This window comes from Dactylosporangium vinaceum (assembly GCF_019904175.1).
Lineage (GTDB): Bacteria > Actinomycetota > Actinomycetes > Mycobacteriales > Micromonosporaceae > Dactylosporangium > Dactylosporangium vinaceum.
The window spans coordinates 162,643-176,511 of sequence record NZ_CP061913.1; the positions used below are offsets into that span (position 1 = coordinate 162,643).

Genomic DNA, 13,869 nt, shown 5'->3' on the forward strand with positions numbered 1-13,869 from the left:
GACGTAGGCTGGCGGCGTGGACGCAGGGTTGAAGCGGGAACTCGAGGCAAAGGTCGCCGCCGGTGAGCGGTTGAGCCGTGAGGACGGGGTCGCTCTCTACGAGAGTGACGACCTGGTCTGGCTCGGTGGGCTGGCCCACCAGGTGCGCACCGAGAAGAACGGCGACCGAGTGATGTTCAACGTCAACCGGCACCTGAACCTGACGAACGTCTGCTCGGCCAGCTGCGCGTACTGCTCGTTCCAGCGCAAACCGGGCGAGAAGGACGCATACACCATGCGCATCCACGAGGCGGTCGCCAAGGCCAAGGAGATGGAGGACGAGCAGCTCACCGAGCTGCACATCGTCAACGGCCTGCACCCGACGCTGCCGTGGAAGTACTACCCGAAGGTCCTGCGCGAGCTGAAGGGTGCTCTGCCGAACGTCAAGCTCAAGGCGTTCACGGCGACCGAGATCCAGTGGTTCGAGAAGATCTCCGGCCTCCCCGCCGACGAGATCTTCGACGAGCTGATCGACGCCGGCCTGGAGTCGCTGACCGGCGGCGGCGCGGAGATCTTCGACTGGGAGGTCCGCCAGCACATCGTCGACCACGACACCCACTGGGAGGACTGGTCGCGCATCCACCGGCTGGCCCACAGCAAGGGCCTGCGCACGCCCTCGACGATGCTCTACGGGCACATCGAGGAGCCGCGCCACCGGGTCGACCACGTCATGCGCCTGCGCGAGCTGCAGGACGAGACCGGCGGCTTCACGGTCTTCATCCCGCTGCGCTACCAGCACGACTTCGTCGACTCGGCCGACGGCAAGATCCGCAACCGGCTGCAGGCCCGCACCAAGATGGCCTCGCCGGCCGAGAGCCTCAAGGTCTTCGCCGTGTCCCGGCTGATGTTCGACAACGTGCCGCACGTGAAGTGCTTCTGGGTGATGCACGGCCTGTCGGTGGCCCAGCTCTCGCTCAACTTCGGCGTCGACGACCTGGACGGCTCGGTGGTCGAGTACAAGATCACGCACGACGCCGACAGCTACGGCACGCCCAACACCATGCACCGCGAGGACCTGCTGCACCTCATCTGGGACGCGGGCTTCCAGCCGGTCGAGCGCAACACGAGGTACGAGGTCGTCCGGGAGTACGACAAGCCGACCCCGCTGGCCGAGCGCCGCTCGGTGCCGCAGCAGGTGTGGGCCTGACCGGTGCCGGCCCGCCGCGGGTCTAGGCTGGACTCACCATGTCACCGTTTCTGAAGTACACGCTGGCCCGGCTGGGACTGTTCGGGCTGGCCGCGCTCATCATGCTCTCGCTGCCGATCGCCATCAGCGTGCTGCTCAAGCTCATGATCGCGGTCCTGATCTCCGCTGTGCTCGCGTTCTTCCTGCTCAAAGGCTTGCGGGACGAGGCGTCCGTGTCGGCTGTCGGCATGGCCGAGCGCCGTGCGGAAAAGAAGGAACGGCTGCGTGCCGCCCTCAACGGGGATGATGATGGGGGTGAGGGCGCCACCAAATCGGACTAAAGCCCATTAACACCTTGGATGGCGCTCAACCGCTCCAGGGGGAACCAATGGGACGCAAGTTCAGGCCGATGGTGGCGTTCGCGGTAGTCGGCGTGGTGGCGCTGGGCACGATGACGCAGGCCTCGGCCAGCCCGACCAGTCCGATTTATCAGCAAAAATCGGCAAACTACATCGTGGACGGCGCGTCCACGCAGGCCGATCGCAATCGCGTGGGCCAGACCGGCGCCAGCATCGACGCCGTCGAAGGGGATCGGCTCGACATCACCGCCACGCCTGTCGAGGCCCTGAAGATCGGGAGGCTCGGGTACCGGATCACGCGCACCGAGACCGAGGGCTTCCCCGCCGCCGACTCCGGCTACCACGACTACGCCGAGATGCAGGCCGAGCTGGACAAGGCGGCCAAGGCATACCCGAAGATCCTGCAGAAGCTCAGCCTCGGCAAGTCGTACGAGGGCCGGGACATGCCGCTGATCAAGATCTCGGACAACGTGGCGAAGGACGAGAACGAGCCCGAGATCCTCTACGACGCCCACCAGCACGCGCGTGAGCACCTCACCGTCGAGATGGCGCTCTACCTGGTGAAGATGTTCACGGAGGGCTACGGCAAGGACCCGCGGATCACCAGGGTCGTCGACACCCGCGAGATCTGGATCGTGCCGGACATGAACCCGGACGGCGGCGAGTACGACATCAGCGGCGGCAAGTACCGCAGCTGGCGCAAGAACCGGCAGCCCGTCGGCAACGGCGGCTACAAGGGCGTCGACCTGAACCGCAACTGGGGCTACAAGTTCGCCTGCTGCGACGGGTCCTCGCCGGTCGTGTCGTCCGAGACCTACCACGGCCCGTCGGCGTTCTTCGCGCCCGAGACCCAGCACCTGCGCGACTTCGTGCTGAGCCGGCGGGTCAACGGCGTCCAGCAGATCAAGGCCGGCATCGACTTCCACACGTACTCCGAGCTGATCCTCTGGCCGTACGGGTACACGACCCAGACCACGGCCGCGGGCCTCAACGGCGACCAGCAGAAGACGTTCGCCACGCTCGGCAAGGCGTTCGCCAAGAGCAACGGCTACACGCCGGAGCAGTCGAGCAGCCTGTACATCACCGACGGCTCGATCATCGACTGGCTCTGGGCCAACCAGGGCATCTGGGCGTTCACCTTCGAGATGTACCCGACGACCCCGGGCAAGGGCGGCTTCTACCCGCCCGCGGGCGTCATCAACCGCGAGACCGCGCGCAACCAGGACGCCAGCCTCACGCTTGCCGAGTACGCCGACTGCGCCTACCGGGCCATCAAGAAGGAGCAGCAGTACTGCACTACAGCGCCCAGTCCTCGGTGAACTCGATGACCGCGAAGTGGCCGCCGGTGGGGTCGGCCAGCCGCGCGTAATACCCGGCCGACGCCGGTTGTGGACCACGGGCCACCGAGCCGCCCAGCTCGGTGGCCCGTTCGCAGGCCGCGGTGATGTCCTCGACCATGAACGCGACGGTCCAGTGGTCGGGCACCCCGGGCGGGAAGCGCTCGTCGATCGGCACCAGCCCGCCGACGGTGTCGTGGTGGTGGTGGAACTCGAAGTACGGCTGGCCCTCGCTGTCCGCCTCGACCGTGTGCCAGCCGAAGACCTCCTTGTAGAAGGCGCCGGTGCGGTCCAGGTCGTGGGTGGCCAGCTCATACCAGCAGATGGCGCCCGGCTCGTAGGACACCTGCGCGCCCACGAACCGGCTGCGCAGCCAGATGCCGAAGAGCGCGCCTCCGGCGTCGGAGAAGACGGCGGTGGTACCGAGGTCGCGCACGCTCGCCGGCGCGACGCGCACGGCACCGCCGGAGCGCTCGACAGTCGCCGCGGCGGCCGCCGGATCATCGGTGCTGACCGAGATCAGCCAGGCTCCTGAGCTGCCGGCCCGCCCCTCGCGCAGCCCGGCCGCGGCCCGCCCGCCGAGCGTGAAGTGCCCGTCGGCGTTGCGGCCCCAGCCGAACAGGGCGCCGTAGAAGCGCTCGGCCGCGGCCACATCAGGGCTGACCAGCTCCGCCCAGCACGGCGTGCCCGGTGCGTAACCCCGCACTCGCATTTCGTGTACCTCCGGTAATCCGCGCAGACGGCGATCCTGCCACCTTCCCGGGGGCTCACGACAGTCCCTGGAGCGCGTCTGGCAGAGGGTGCGAATGCAGGACGTCGAGCCGGGAAACGGCGCGGGTCAGCACCACGAACAGCCGGTTGAGGCCGCGGGGCTCGGCGGCCACGATCTCACTCGGCTCGACCGCGATCACGTGGTCGTACTCAAGGCCCTTGGCCAGGCTCGCCGGCAGCACGACGATGCGTTCGGGGTCCTCGAGCCCGGCCTCCCGCAGCGCATCGGTGAGGCGACCGACGGCCGCGTCGGCGGCGATCACGCCGATCGAGCCCGGATGGTGCAACGCGGCGCGAGTTTTTTCGACAACTGCCGAAGCGATATCCGCGACTGTACTGACAGTGAGCGCGCCGTCGGTCCGAAGTGAACGAGCCTCGGGGACATCCACCCCCAGCGCCGGCAGCAGGCGGTTGGCCAGCGCCACGACCGCCGCGGGCACCCGGAAGCCGGTGGTCAGCGGCACCACCCGGGCACCGGGCTTGCCGAGGTGGGCCAGCAGCACCCGCCAGTCCCGGGCCGCCCACGGCGCCGTGCCCTGTGCGAGGTCGCCGAGCAGCGTGATCGATCCGTGCTCGCTGCGCCGGGCGATGACCCGGGCCTGCATCGGCGAGAGGTCCTGGGCCTCGTCGACGACCACGTGCCCGAACGACGGCACCCGGTCGATGAGCCCGGCGGCCTCGTCGATGAGCACCGCGTCGGCCGCGCTCCACTTCGCCGACTTGGCGGTCTTGGGCGGCTTGGCCCAGGCGATGGCCGCCCGCTCCGCCTCGTCGAGGAGGTCGGTCGCGGGGTCGCTGAGGACCTCGAAGACCAGCTGCTCGGGGGTCACCGCGGGCCAGACCCGGTCCAGGACCTCCAGCACCGGCGCCGCCTTGCCCATCCGCCGCTGCCAGCCCTCGCTCGGCGAGTCGCCGCGGCGAGCCTCGGACTGGAGCATGAGCATCGAGACGATCCGGGCCCGCACGCGCTCGCGGCCGATCCCGTACGGCGGCGCCTCCCGCCGCACGTCGTCGACGATCCGCCGCAGCGCCTCGACCGAGATCCTCCAGCGGTAGGAGCCGTCGGACACCTGCAGCGGCGCCTCTGGTCGCGCGATTTTCGCCAGCAGCCGCTCTTGCAGTACCACCGCCAGCTTCTCCTGATTTTTGACAGCCGCCGCGGCTTCACTGTCGACGCTGCGGATCGGGGTGCTGAGCAGCCCTTCGACCGTCGACTGGCGCACCTCGAGCTCGCCGAGGGTCGGCAGGACGCTGGCGATGTACTGCAGGAACGCCGAGTTGGGCCCGACGATCAGCACGCCGGCCCGGCGCAGCCGCTCGCGGTGCAGATACAGCAGGTAGGCGGCCCGGTGCAGGCCGACCGCGGTCTTGCCGGTCCCGGGTGCGCCCTGGACGCAGATGGACTCGTCGAGCTCGGCCCGCACGAGCGCGTCCTGCTCGGGTTGGATCGTGGCGACGATGTCGCGCATCGGCCCGACGCGCGGCCGCTCGATCTCGTCGAGCAGGATCTGGCTGGTCCCCTGCTCCTCGCCCCGGCTCAGGTGCTCGTCCTCGAAGCTGGTGAGCTCTCCCTTGACGAACCCGAACCGCCGCCGCACCTCGACGTCCTGCGGGTCCACCGCGCTGGCCTGGTAGAACTTGCGGCTGAGCGGCGCTCGCCAGTCGAGCACCATCGGCTCGCCGACCGCATCGGTGACGTGGCGGCGCCCGACGTGGTACCGGTGCTCGTCGATGTCCAGCCGCCCGAAGAACAGCGGCGTGTCGGGGTTGTCGGCCAGGTCGGCGATCCGCCGGGCGAGGTGCCGGCCGAGCGTCTCCGCCGCGAACGGGTCGCCGGCCACCTGATCGCCGCTGGCGAAGAGGTCCTCGGCGTGCTCCCGCATGCGCTTGAGCGCCAGCCGTGACGCGGTGAGGTGCGCTCGCTCGGCGGCGAGCTCGGTTTCGAGTGCGGGCACGGGTGATCCTTAGATCGCATTCGGCTCGCTCGCGTATCCAGGCCCAGCTCTCGGGCCGGCCTGGCGCGTGGGACGTCCGCTGCGGTGGCTACCTCACCGCGGCCGTCAAGCGGCCATTCACGTTACCCGCCGCTCGCCGGGTGGCTCCACCGAATATCAGCAGTCGCATGCGTGCGCCGCTACAGCTCCAGGTGCAGTCGGAGTGCCTGGTCCAGTTGGCGCATCAACGTCGGCGGGAGTGTGCCGAGCCGTTGGCTCATGCGTGCGACGTCGATCGAGCGGACCTGTTCGGCTTGGCCCTTGGACTCGACGTTCAGGCCGATCGCCGGATCCGCCGGCAGTCTTACCTGGAAGGGATACACGCGGGCGGTGTTGCTGGTAACGGGGACGATGGTGACGACACCCTGTCCTCGCGACACGGCGCTGCGGTTGGCGGCGTTGTTGCTCACGACAATCACAGGCCGGCGTTTGGCTGCCTCCGATCCGATCACGGGGTTGAGGTCGGCGAGGAATACGTCACCCCGCCTCACCGCAGGCCGTCACCGGTGACGGCGTTCCAGATCTCGGCCTCGCCGCTGGACACCCATTCGTCGTTGGCCGCCTCGTAGTCCATGGCGAGGTCGCGGCGGCGAAGCATCTGGACGGCCTCGTGCATGACGGCTGAGCGGGTCGTGCCGCGCTCGCGGGCGTAGTGGTCCACGAAGTCGATGTCATCCGCGGGGAGGCTCACACTCACCTTCATACCGCGTATCCTACCGTCTTCCTACCATGCTTGCTACCAGCCGAGGCATATGGCCAGGGGCTGTTCAAGCGCCGACGAGCTGCTCGATCCGGCTCCGGGAAGTGTGCCGATTTCCGGGGTCCGGGAAGCCCTTCCCCGGCGCCCCTTGCAGGCAGATGGACTCGTCGAGCTCGGCCCGCACGAGTGCGTCCTGCTCGGGCTGGATGGTGGCGACGATGTCACGCATCGGCCCGGACGCGAGCCTGCTCGTGAGCCCGGCACCGACCACTGCGCCTCGACGGCCAGCATTACGTCGAGCACGCGGTCGCGAAGGACGGCGAGACGCTGAGCGCCGACCGTCCTTTCTCGATCGAAGTCGACACTCGCGCCCTGCTCCGCCGCCGATAGGGCGCCGGCCCCAGTATTTCGGGAGTGTGTCAGTTCCGGGGTTGGGGGACGCGGTGAGGTGCGCTCGCTCGGCGGGAGCTCGGTTTCGAGTGCGGGGCCATCAAGCGGCAGACCACATTACGCTGCCCCGCCCGCCCTCGCGACGCACTCCGCGCTGCCGATCAGGGGCGCAGCTCGGGGATCACGTCGATGGCCATGACCGGGCCGCCGGTGGGGTCGACGATCTGGCACGCCTGGCCGATGCCGGCGTCGACCGGCCCGGCCAGGACGCGGCCGCCGAGCTCGCCGGCGCGGGCCATGAAGCCGGAGCAGTCGTCGATCGAGAAGACCGTGCGTCAGTGGTGCGGCGTGCCGGCCGGATAGCGCTCGTCCATGACGCTCAGGCCGCCGACCACGCGGTTGTGGGAGACCCACTCGTGGTATTCCATCGTCACGCCCGGCGCCGCACCCTCCTGGTCGGTCCAGCCGAAGATCTGGCCGTAGAACTCGGCCGAGGCGGGGACGTCCCGCGTCACGGTCTCGCTCCAACAGACGGCGCCCAGCTCGGGGCGCCGGCGAATCGGACCTTCTGCCAGGCGCCGAAGACCGCGCCGGCCGGGTCCGCGTAGAGGGCCGCCCGCCCGCGCGGGGTTGCGTGCCGCTGCTCAGTGCCGGGTCAGCAGCTGCTTCGTCACCTCGCGGCACGTCTTCACGCCGTAGTCCTTGCCCAGCGAGCTCGGGTAGTGGGCCATGATGCCCAGGCTCCAGCCGTCGCCCAGGGCCATGCACGCGATGTGCCACTGGCCGTCGTCGCGGGCCAGCCAGCCGTTCTTGATCGCCGTCGACTTCTGCAGGTCGGCCGGTAGGACCTCGATGGGGCCGAAGCGGCCAGGGCCGCGGACGTTGCGCATCTCGTTGAGCAGCCAGTTCGTCCACTTCGGGCCGGCCGCGCGGCCGTCGCCTATGCACTTGGCCAGGCGGGCCACGTCGCGGGCCGACATCTGGGTAAGGCTCCAGGAGTTCTGGGTGCCCTTTGTCTCGGTCAGGCCGCAGGTCGAGATCATGCGCTTGATCGAGGTCAGATTGCCGTTCTCGACGTGGTACTTGAACGTGTTCTCCGTCTCCGAATCGCGGATCATGCGGCTGAGCTCGTTGAGCGCGGTGCTGCTGGGCTGCTTGTTCGCATCGCCCTGGCGGCGCAGCCAGTCGGCCGCGACCCACGCCTTGGCCATCGAGGCCGTGTCGCTCGTGACGTTGGGCGTGGAGCCGTACAACTGATCGGCTTTCAGGTCGTAGAAGGCCCACGACCAGAAACCTTTGACGCTCATCGCCACCGGCTGGGTCGGCGTGAACAGCGGGCCGCTCGGCACCGGGCTCGGCGCCTCGCTGCTCGACGGTTGGTCCGACGGGGCGGCCGCGACGGCACCCTGGCTGCTGACCGTCTCGGGTGGGTCCTCCGAGGCGGAGCAGGCGGTCGTCGCGAGCACGGCGACGAGTGTGAGCACGGCGAGTGGGCGGCGCACCGCACGAGAGTATCCGCTGTGACAATCACCGCCCTGCCCGTGCGGCGCCGTCACTGTGGGGCACCATGGGCTGTGTGCCAGCACTGCAACGGCCCCGCGTCGGTCATATCCAGTTCCTGAACTGTCTGCCCATCTACTGGGGCCTGATGCGGTCGGGTGCGCTTATCGACGTGGATCTGTTCAAGGACTCCCCGGAGCGCCTGAACACCGCGCTCGTGGCCGGTGACCTGGACATCGGGCCGATCTCGCTCGTCGAGTACCTCCGCCACGCCGACGAGCTCCTCCTGCTCCCCGACCTCGCGGTGGGCAGCGACGGCCCGGTTCTGTCGGTCAACCTGGTGTCCACGAGCCCGCTGTCGTCGCTTGACGGCCGCCGGGTGGCTCTCGGCGCCACGTCGCGCACCGGTGTCCTGCTGGCCCAGATGTACCTCGAGTCCGCCGTCGGTGTCCGCCCGGAGTACTTCAACAGCCCGCCCGACCTGCCCCGCATGCTCGACGAGGCCGACGCCGCCGTGATCATCGGTGACGTCGCCCTGCGCGCGATGCACGACGCCCCGCAGCAGCCCTGGGACGTCACCGACCTCGGCGAGGCCTGGCGCACCTGGACCGGCCTGCCGATGGTCTTCGCCGCCTGGGCCGTGCGCCGCGACTTCGCCGCCGCCCACCCGGGCCTGGTCAAGGACGTGCACGAGGCGTTCCTGCGGTCGAAGGAGCTGTGCCTCACCGAGCTGGACGAGGTCGCGGCGGCCGCGGCCCGCTGGGAGGAGACCCTGTCGGCCGAATCCCTGGCCACGTACTTCCGCGCGCTCGACTTCTCGCTCGGCGCCCGCCAGGTCGAGGGCCTGCGCGAGTTCGCCCGCCGCGCCGCCGAGCGCGGCACCGTCCCGCCCCTCCCGCCCGGCGGGCCGGCCTTCTTCGAGGGCTGATCCCCTCGCCGTGACCGCCCGGCCGTGCTCCATCACGCCTGCAGCTGCTTCGTGACGCTGGAGCAGATGTCCTCGCCGTAGCCCTGGCCCTTCGCGGCCGGGTAGACGGTCAGGACGCTCAGGACCCAGTCGGCGCCGATGGCCAGGCAGTTGACGTGCCACTTGCCGTCGCTGCGGGCGATCCACCCGTTCTTCACCGCGGTCCCGGCCTGTTCGGCGGCGGGGAGGGCGGGGGTGATGCCGAACTTCTGGTCGGCGGCGACGTTGCGCATCTCGTTGAGCAGCCACTCCGTCCACTTCGGGCCGGCCGCGCGGCCGTCGCCTATGCACGCGCCCATCCGGGCGGCGTCGCGGGCGGAGACAAGGGTGGACGCCCAGTCGATGTACGCCTTGGAGTCCGTCAGCCCGCACGTCTGGATGAGCCGGGCAATGCTCGCCGTCTTGCCGTCCAGGCCCCAGAAGTACGATGCCCCGTCGTTGTCGCTGTTGCGAATCATCTCGCTCAGCTCGGCGAGGTTCGACCGGCTCGGGCTGGGGTTGCGGCGCAGGTAGTCGGAGGCCAGCCACGCCTTGATCATGGAGGCGGTGCGCTGGGCGGTGCCGGCGTTGTCGGAGCCCGCGGCCACGCCGGTGCGGCGGTCGATGACCGTCCAGGACCAGAAGCCCGTGGCGTCGACCGTGACCTGGGCCGGATGCACCAGGGCCGGCGGGAGGGCCGGGGCGGTCGGGGCCGCGGGGGCCGCCTTGCGCGTTGGTGCCTCGCTGGCCGCCGGGCTCTCGACCGCGGGTGCGGGCGCGGCGGGTGCGGCGGCGTCCGCGCCGGCCCCGAGCAGGTCGCTGCCCCACACGAACGGCACGCCGATCAGGAGGGCGGCGACGAGCAGGACGAACGCGCTCAGTCCGGCACGCTTACGCATCAGTCGGCGATCCCTCCCTTGCGGTCGATACGAGCGATTCCATCGACCGCCGGTCATGGACGGGTATTCCCCGTGTTAACAGCACGTAAGCGAACCGGCAGCTCACCCGGCGTGTGCGGTTACCCGATCAGTCTTTCCTTCAACCGCACCGGCCGCAGCCGGGACGCGCTCAAAGATCCCTGGTAGTTGGCTCGATGCGATGTGACACCTTCTTGCCGGACGTGTCGGCAGCTGTAACACTGAGGGGGTGTACGGCAACGACTTCGCCCCGCTTCTCGAGCAGGTCGACAGCGCTGAGCGGGACATGCAGACAAGCGCTGAGCGGCGCCTCGACCATCAGACCGAGGCGCCGGACCACTTCGACGCGATAGTGGCGGCCGACCAGAAGGTCGAGCCGCGGGACTGGATGCCGGAGGCCTACCGCAAGACGCTTATCCGGCAGATCGCCCAGCACGCGCACTCCGAGATCATCGGCATGCAGCCGGAGGGCAACTGGATCTCGCGCGCGCCGACCCTCAAGCGCAAGGCGATCCTGCTGGCCAAGGTGCAGGACGAGGCCGGGCACGGGCTCTACCTCTACGCGGCCGCCGAAACGCTCGGCGTCGACCGCGAGGAGCTCGTCGAGATGCTCGTCGACGGGCGCCAGAAGTACAGCTCGATCTTCAACTACCCGACCCTGACCTGGGCCGACATCGGCGCGATCGGCTGGCTCGTGGACGGCGCGGCGATCGTCAACCAGGTGCCGCTGTGCCGCTGCTCCTACGGGCCCTACGCGCGGGCCATGATCCGCATCTGCAAAGAGGAGTCGTTCCACCAGCGGCAGGGGTACGAGATCCTGCACACGCTGTCGCACGGCACCCCGGAGCAGAAGGCGATGGCCCAGGACGCGGTGAACCGCTGGTGGTATCCGTCGCTGGCGATGTTCGGCCCGCCCGACGGCGACTCCACCCACTCGGAGCGCTCGATGGCCTGGAAGATCAAGCGGTTCTCCAACGACGAGCTGCGGCAGCGGTTCGTGGACATGTGCGTCCAGCAGGCCGGAGTGCTCGGCCTGCGGCTGCCCGACCCGGATCTCAGGTGGAACGAGGAGCGCCGGGCGCACGACTACACCCAGCCCGACTACGACGAGCTCATGCGCGTCATCAAGGGCGAGGGTCCCTGCAACCGGCAGCGCATGGCCCACCGCCGCCGCGCCCACGAGGACGGCGCCTGGGTCAGGGAAGCGGCCCGGGCCTACGCGGAGAAGCAACATGTCTGAGCCGCTCTGGGAAGTGTTCGTGCGACCGCGCCGCGGGCTGGCCCACGCCCACGTCGGCTCCCTGCACGCGCCCGACGCCGCCATGGCGCTGCGCAACGCCCGCGACGTCTACACGCGCCGCCAGGAGGGGGTCTCGATCTGGGTCGTCCCGGCGGCCGAGATCACCGCGAGCAGCCCCGACGAGAAGGACGCATTCTTCGAGCCGGCCGCCGACAAGGTGTACCGCCACCCGACCTTCTACACGGTCCCGGAAGGCGCGGAGCACATATGAGCGACACGGCAGCGCTCGCGCTCCAGTTGGGCGACGACGCGCTCATCGCGGCCCAGCGCCTGGCCGAATGGTGCTCGCGCGCGCCGGAGATGGAGGAGGACATCGCGCTGGCCAACATCGCCCTCGACCAGCTCGGCGCGGCCCGCCTCTTCCTGACCTACGCCGGCGAAGCGGCGAACCGCACCGAGGACGACCTGGCCTACCTGCGCGACGACCGCGAGTTTCGCAACGCGCTGCTCGTCGAGCTGGACAACGGCGACTTCGCGGTGACCATCGGCAAGCTGCTCTTCCTGGCCGTCTTCCAGCGGCTGCGCTACGAGAGCCTGGCCAAGGGCCCGGACCGGCGGCTGGCCGAGATCGCGGCCAAGGCCCGCACCGAGTCCGCCTACCACGCCGAGCACGCGGCCCTGTGGACCGTCCGCCTCGGCGACGGCACTGACGAGTCGCACCGGCGGATGCAGGCGGCGGTCGACGCCCTGTGGCCCTATACGCACGAGCTTTTCGAGGGCGACGCGGCCGACCTGCGCCGGCCCTGGCTGGCCGAGATCGAGCGAACGCTCGGCGAGGCGACGCTCACCCGGCCGGCCGACGGCTGGGCGCCCTCCGGCGGGCGGGTGGGAGTACACACGGAAGAGCTCTCGAAACTGCTCGCCGAAATGCAGGTGCTGCACCGGGCCCACCCCGGAGCGACCTGGTGAGCGCCCGGGCCACGGCGGCCGCGGTGCGCGACCCGGAGCTGCCGGTCGTCACCATCGAGGAGCTCGGCATCCTCCGCGACGTCACGGAGCGGGACGGGCGGGTGACGGTGACGATCACACCGACGTACTCCGGCTGCCCGGCCATGGACGTCATCCGGGCCGACATCACCGCCGCGCTGCACGCCGACGGCTACCGCGACGTCGAGGTCGCCACCAGCCTGGCCGAGCCGTGGACCACCGACTGGATCACCCCCGCGGGCCAGGCCAAGCTGCAGCGGGCCGGGATCGCTCCACCGGCGAAGAAGACGGTGCTCACGCTCACGGTGCGCTGTCCCCGCTGCGGCTCGCCGGACACGCAGGAGCTGTCCCGCTTCGGCGCCACCGCCTGCAAGGCGCTCTGGCGCTGCCGGGCCTGCCGCGAACCCTTCGAGCGCGTGAAGGCGATATGACCGTCTCCGAGATCCGCCGCCCGGTGAAGCGGCGGCCGCAGTTCCACCGCCTCGCCGTCGTCGACGTGGAGCGGCTCACCGACGATGCCGTAGCGGTGACCCTCGACGTGCCACGGGAGCTGCGGGAACTGTTCATGTTCCAGGCCGGGCAGCACCTGACGGTCCGGCGGTTCGCCGAGACCGGCGAGGAGATCCGGCGGTCGTACTCGATCAGCTCCACCCCCAGCCGACTGCGCAACGACGGCGAGCTGCGGATCGGCATCAAGCGGGTCACCGGCGGGCTGTTCTCCACCTACGCCCTGTCCGGGCTGGCCCCGGGCGACGAGGTCGACGTGCTGCCGCCGCTCGGGCACTTCACCACCGCGTTCGACCCGGGCCGGGAGCGGCACTATGCGGCAATTGCGGCCGGGTCGGGGATCACGCCGGTGCTGTCGCTGGCCGCCACGGCGCTGGAGACCGAGCCCGGGAGCCGGGTGACGCTCGTGTACGGCAACCGCGCCGCCGCCTCCGTGATGTTCGCCGAGGAGCTGGCCGACCTCAAGGACCGCCATCGCGAGCGGCTGCACGTGGTCCACGTCCTGTCCCGGGAGGCGCAGGAGTCGGCGCTGCTGTCCGGCCGGCTCGACGAGGCCCGCATCGGCGCCGTCCTCGACGCGCTGCTGCCGGCCGGGACCGTCGACGAGTGGTTCCTCTGCGGACCGCACGGCATGGTGCTGGACGCGAAGATCGCGCTGTCCGCGCGGGACGTCCCGGACGGCGCGGTACACACGGAGCTGTTCCATGTCGATGACGCGCCCCCCGTTGCGCGGGCGGACGCGGTGGACGCCGGCCCGGAGGGGAAGGCCGAGGTCGGCATCGTGCTCGACGGGCGCGCGACGACCTTCACGATGGCCCACGACGAGCGGGTGCTCGACGCGGCGCTGCGGGCCCGGCCGGAGCTGCCCTACGCGTGCAAGGGCGGCGTCTGCTCGACCTGCCGGGCCAAGGTCGTCGAGGGCCGGGTCGAGATGGCCCGCAACTTCGCGCTGGAGCCCGACGAGCTCGCCGCCGGGTATGTCCTGACCTGTCAGGCAATGCCGATCACCGACCGTGTGGTGGTTGACTTCGACGCATGACGCGTGTCAAAGCCGAG

18 protein-coding genes are annotated in these 13,869 nt (G+C 70.1%); 9 read left to right on the plus strand and 9 right to left on the minus strand.

The annotated features are described in order from the left end of the window. The first annotated feature begins 16 nt into the window (after positions 1–16). Genes mqnE through Dvina_RS00785 form a run of 3 tightly spaced genes read left to right on the plus strand, consistent with a single transcriptional unit; the run spans position 17 to position 2,843 of the window. A complete protein-coding gene (gene mqnE / locus Dvina_RS00775; protein WP_223100455.1) occupies positions 17–1,186 on the plus strand; it encodes an aminofutalosine synthase MqnE in 1,170 nt (389 codons plus the stop codon). 38 nt (positions 1,187–1,224) lie between these two features. Beyond that, a complete protein-coding gene (locus Dvina_RS00780; RefSeq protein WP_223100456.1) occupies positions 1,225–1,506 on the plus strand; it encodes a DUF4229 domain-containing protein in 282 nt (93 codons plus the stop codon). A gap of 47 nt (positions 1,507–1,553) precedes the next feature. Next, a complete protein-coding gene (locus Dvina_RS00785; protein ID WP_223100457.1) occupies positions 1,554–2,843 on the plus strand; it encodes a M14 family metallopeptidase in 1,290 nt (429 codons plus the stop codon). On the opposite strand, the gene Dvina_RS00790 is transcribed toward Dvina_RS00785, so the two are convergent. The 8 genes from Dvina_RS00790 to Dvina_RS00825 form a co-directional block, all read right to left on the minus strand. Continuing rightward, positions 2,821–3,573, minus strand: a complete 753-nt coding sequence (locus Dvina_RS00790) for a VOC family protein (protein WP_223100458.1) — start codon at positions 3,571–3,573, stop codon at positions 2,821–2,823. The genes Dvina_RS00785 and Dvina_RS00790 overlap by 23 nt on opposite strands. A 55-nt stretch (positions 3,574–3,628) precedes the next feature. After that, the gene (locus tag Dvina_RS00795; RefSeq protein WP_246655944.1) at positions 3,629–5,587 is read right to left on the minus strand and encodes a HelD family protein; all 1,959 of its coding nucleotides are present in this window, start codon (positions 5,585–5,587) and stop codon (positions 3,629–3,631) included. A 179-nt stretch (positions 5,588–5,766) separates the two neighbouring features. Next, on the minus strand, positions 5,767–6,117 hold the full coding sequence (locus Dvina_RS00800; RefSeq protein ID WP_223100459.1) for a type II toxin-antitoxin system PemK/MazF family toxin: 351 nt from the start codon (positions 6,115–6,117) through the stop codon (positions 5,767–5,769). Next, positions 6,114–6,329, minus strand: a complete 216-nt coding sequence (locus tag Dvina_RS00805) for a ribbon-helix-helix protein, CopG family (RefSeq protein ID WP_223100460.1) — start codon at positions 6,327–6,329, stop codon at positions 6,114–6,116. The genes Dvina_RS00800 and Dvina_RS00805 overlap by 4 nt, the downstream gene beginning before the upstream one ends. 64 nt (positions 6,330–6,393) lie before the next feature. Next, complete coding sequence (locus Dvina_RS00810; RefSeq protein ID WP_223106263.1) at positions 6,394–6,555, minus strand: hypothetical protein; 162 nt, start codon at positions 6,553–6,555, stop codon at positions 6,394–6,396. Between the two features lie 322 nt (positions 6,556–6,877). Continuing rightward, positions 6,878–7,015: a hypothetical protein gene (locus Dvina_RS00815; RefSeq protein WP_223100461.1), complete on the minus strand. Its 138-nt coding sequence runs from the start codon at positions 7,013–7,015 to the stop codon at positions 6,878–6,880. A gap of 36 nt (positions 7,016–7,051) precedes the next feature. Then, positions 7,052–7,231 (minus strand): VOC family protein, encoded by a 180-nt coding sequence (locus tag Dvina_RS00820; RefSeq protein WP_223100462.1) that lies wholly within the window; start codon positions 7,229–7,231, stop codon positions 7,052–7,054. Between the two features lie 129 nt (positions 7,232–7,360). Beyond that, positions 7,361–8,218 (minus strand): hypothetical protein, encoded by an 858-nt coding sequence (locus Dvina_RS00825; protein WP_223100463.1) that lies wholly within the window; start codon positions 8,216–8,218, stop codon positions 7,361–7,363. A 65-nt stretch (positions 8,219–8,283) separates the two neighbouring features. Between Dvina_RS00825 and Dvina_RS00830 the strand changes: the two genes are divergently transcribed. Beyond that, positions 8,284–9,144 carry a menaquinone biosynthetic enzyme MqnA/MqnD family protein gene (locus Dvina_RS00830; RefSeq protein ID WP_223100464.1) on the plus strand — a complete coding sequence of 287 codons (861 nt, stop codon included), beginning with the start codon at positions 8,284–8,286 and terminating at the stop codon, positions 9,142–9,144. A gap of 32 nt (positions 9,145–9,176) precedes the next feature. Here the strand turns inward: Dvina_RS00830 and Dvina_RS00835 are convergent, their stop codons facing one another. Then, a complete protein-coding gene (locus tag Dvina_RS00835) occupies positions 9,177–10,061 on the minus strand; it encodes a serine hydrolase (protein WP_223100465.1) in 885 nt (294 codons plus the stop codon). Positions 10,062–10,365: 304 nt separating this feature from the next. Between Dvina_RS00835 and paaA the strand changes: the two genes are divergently transcribed. The 5 genes from paaA to paaE are packed head-to-tail and all read left to right on the plus strand — an operon-like array spanning position 10,366 to position 13,852. Further along, positions 10,366–11,319 (plus strand): 1,2-phenylacetyl-CoA epoxidase subunit PaaA, encoded by a 954-nt coding sequence (gene paaA / locus Dvina_RS00840; RefSeq protein WP_343217187.1) that lies wholly within the window; start codon positions 10,366–10,368, stop codon positions 11,317–11,319. After that, positions 11,312–11,590 (plus strand): 1,2-phenylacetyl-CoA epoxidase subunit PaaB, encoded by a 279-nt coding sequence (gene paaB / locus Dvina_RS00845; RefSeq protein WP_223100467.1) that lies wholly within the window; start codon positions 11,312–11,314, stop codon positions 11,588–11,590. The genes paaA and paaB overlap by 8 nt, the downstream gene beginning before the upstream one ends. Then, positions 11,587–12,288, plus strand: coding sequence for a 1,2-phenylacetyl-CoA epoxidase subunit PaaC (gene paaC / locus Dvina_RS00850; protein ID WP_223100468.1), 702 nt, complete (start codon positions 11,587–11,589; stop codon positions 12,286–12,288). The genes paaB and paaC overlap by 4 nt, the downstream gene beginning before the upstream one ends. Then, positions 12,282–12,737 (plus strand): 1,2-phenylacetyl-CoA epoxidase subunit PaaD, encoded by a 456-nt coding sequence (paaD, locus tag Dvina_RS00855; RefSeq protein WP_223105240.1) that lies wholly within the window; start codon positions 12,282–12,284, stop codon positions 12,735–12,737. Before paaC ends, paaD begins: the two co-directional genes overlap by 7 nt. Further along, on the plus strand, positions 12,734–13,852 hold the full coding sequence (gene paaE / locus Dvina_RS00860) for a 1,2-phenylacetyl-CoA epoxidase subunit PaaE (RefSeq protein ID WP_223100469.1): 1,119 nt from the start codon (positions 12,734–12,736) through the stop codon (positions 13,850–13,852). The genes paaD and paaE overlap by 4 nt, the downstream gene beginning before the upstream one ends. Positions 13,853–13,869: the final 17 nt, after the last annotated feature.

What these genes read in the sequence shown, in the direction of transcription:
- Dvina_RS00780 (WP_223100456.1), top strand. Translation starts at nt 1,225, where the DNA reads ATGTCACCGTTTCTGAAGTACACGCTGGCCCGGCTGGGACTGTTCGGG.
- Dvina_RS00785 (WP_223100457.1), top strand. Translation starts at nt 1,554, where the DNA reads ATGGGACGCAAGTTCAGGCCGATGGTGGCGTTCGCGGTAGTCGGCGTG.
- Dvina_RS00790 (WP_223100458.1), bottom strand. Translation starts at nt 3,573, where the DNA reads ATGCGAGTGCGGGGTTACGCACCGGGCACGCCGTGCTGGGCGGAGCTG.
- Dvina_RS00805 (WP_223100460.1), bottom strand. Translation starts at nt 6,329, where the DNA reads ATGAAGGTGAGTGTGAGCCTCCCCGCGGATGACATCGACTTCGTGGAC.
- Dvina_RS00810 (WP_223106263.1), bottom strand. Translation starts at nt 6,555, where the DNA reads ATGCGTGACATCGTCGCCACCATCCAGCCCGAGCAGGACGCACTCGTG.
- Dvina_RS00815 (WP_223100461.1), bottom strand. Translation starts at nt 7,015, where the DNA reads ATGGCCCGCGCCGGCGAGCTCGGCGGCCGCGTCCTGGCCGGGCCGGTC.
- Dvina_RS00830 (WP_223100464.1), top strand. Translation starts at nt 8,284, where the DNA reads ATGGGCTGTGTGCCAGCACTGCAACGGCCCCGCGTCGGTCATATCCAG.
- Dvina_RS00835 (WP_223100465.1), bottom strand. Translation starts at nt 10,061, where the DNA reads ATGCGTAAGCGTGCCGGACTGAGCGCGTTCGTCCTGCTCGTCGCCGCC.
- paaA (WP_343217187.1), top strand. Translation starts at nt 10,366, where the DNA reads ATGCAGACAAGCGCTGAGCGGCGCCTCGACCATCAGACCGAGGCGCCG.
- paaB (WP_223100467.1), top strand. Translation starts at nt 11,312, where the DNA reads ATGTCTGAGCCGCTCTGGGAAGTGTTCGTGCGACCGCGCCGCGGGCTG.
- paaC (WP_223100468.1), top strand. Translation starts at nt 11,587, where the DNA reads ATGAGCGACACGGCAGCGCTCGCGCTCCAGTTGGGCGACGACGCGCTC.
- paaE (WP_223100469.1), top strand. Translation starts at nt 12,734, where the DNA reads ATGACCGTCTCCGAGATCCGCCGCCCGGTGAAGCGGCGGCCGCAGTTC.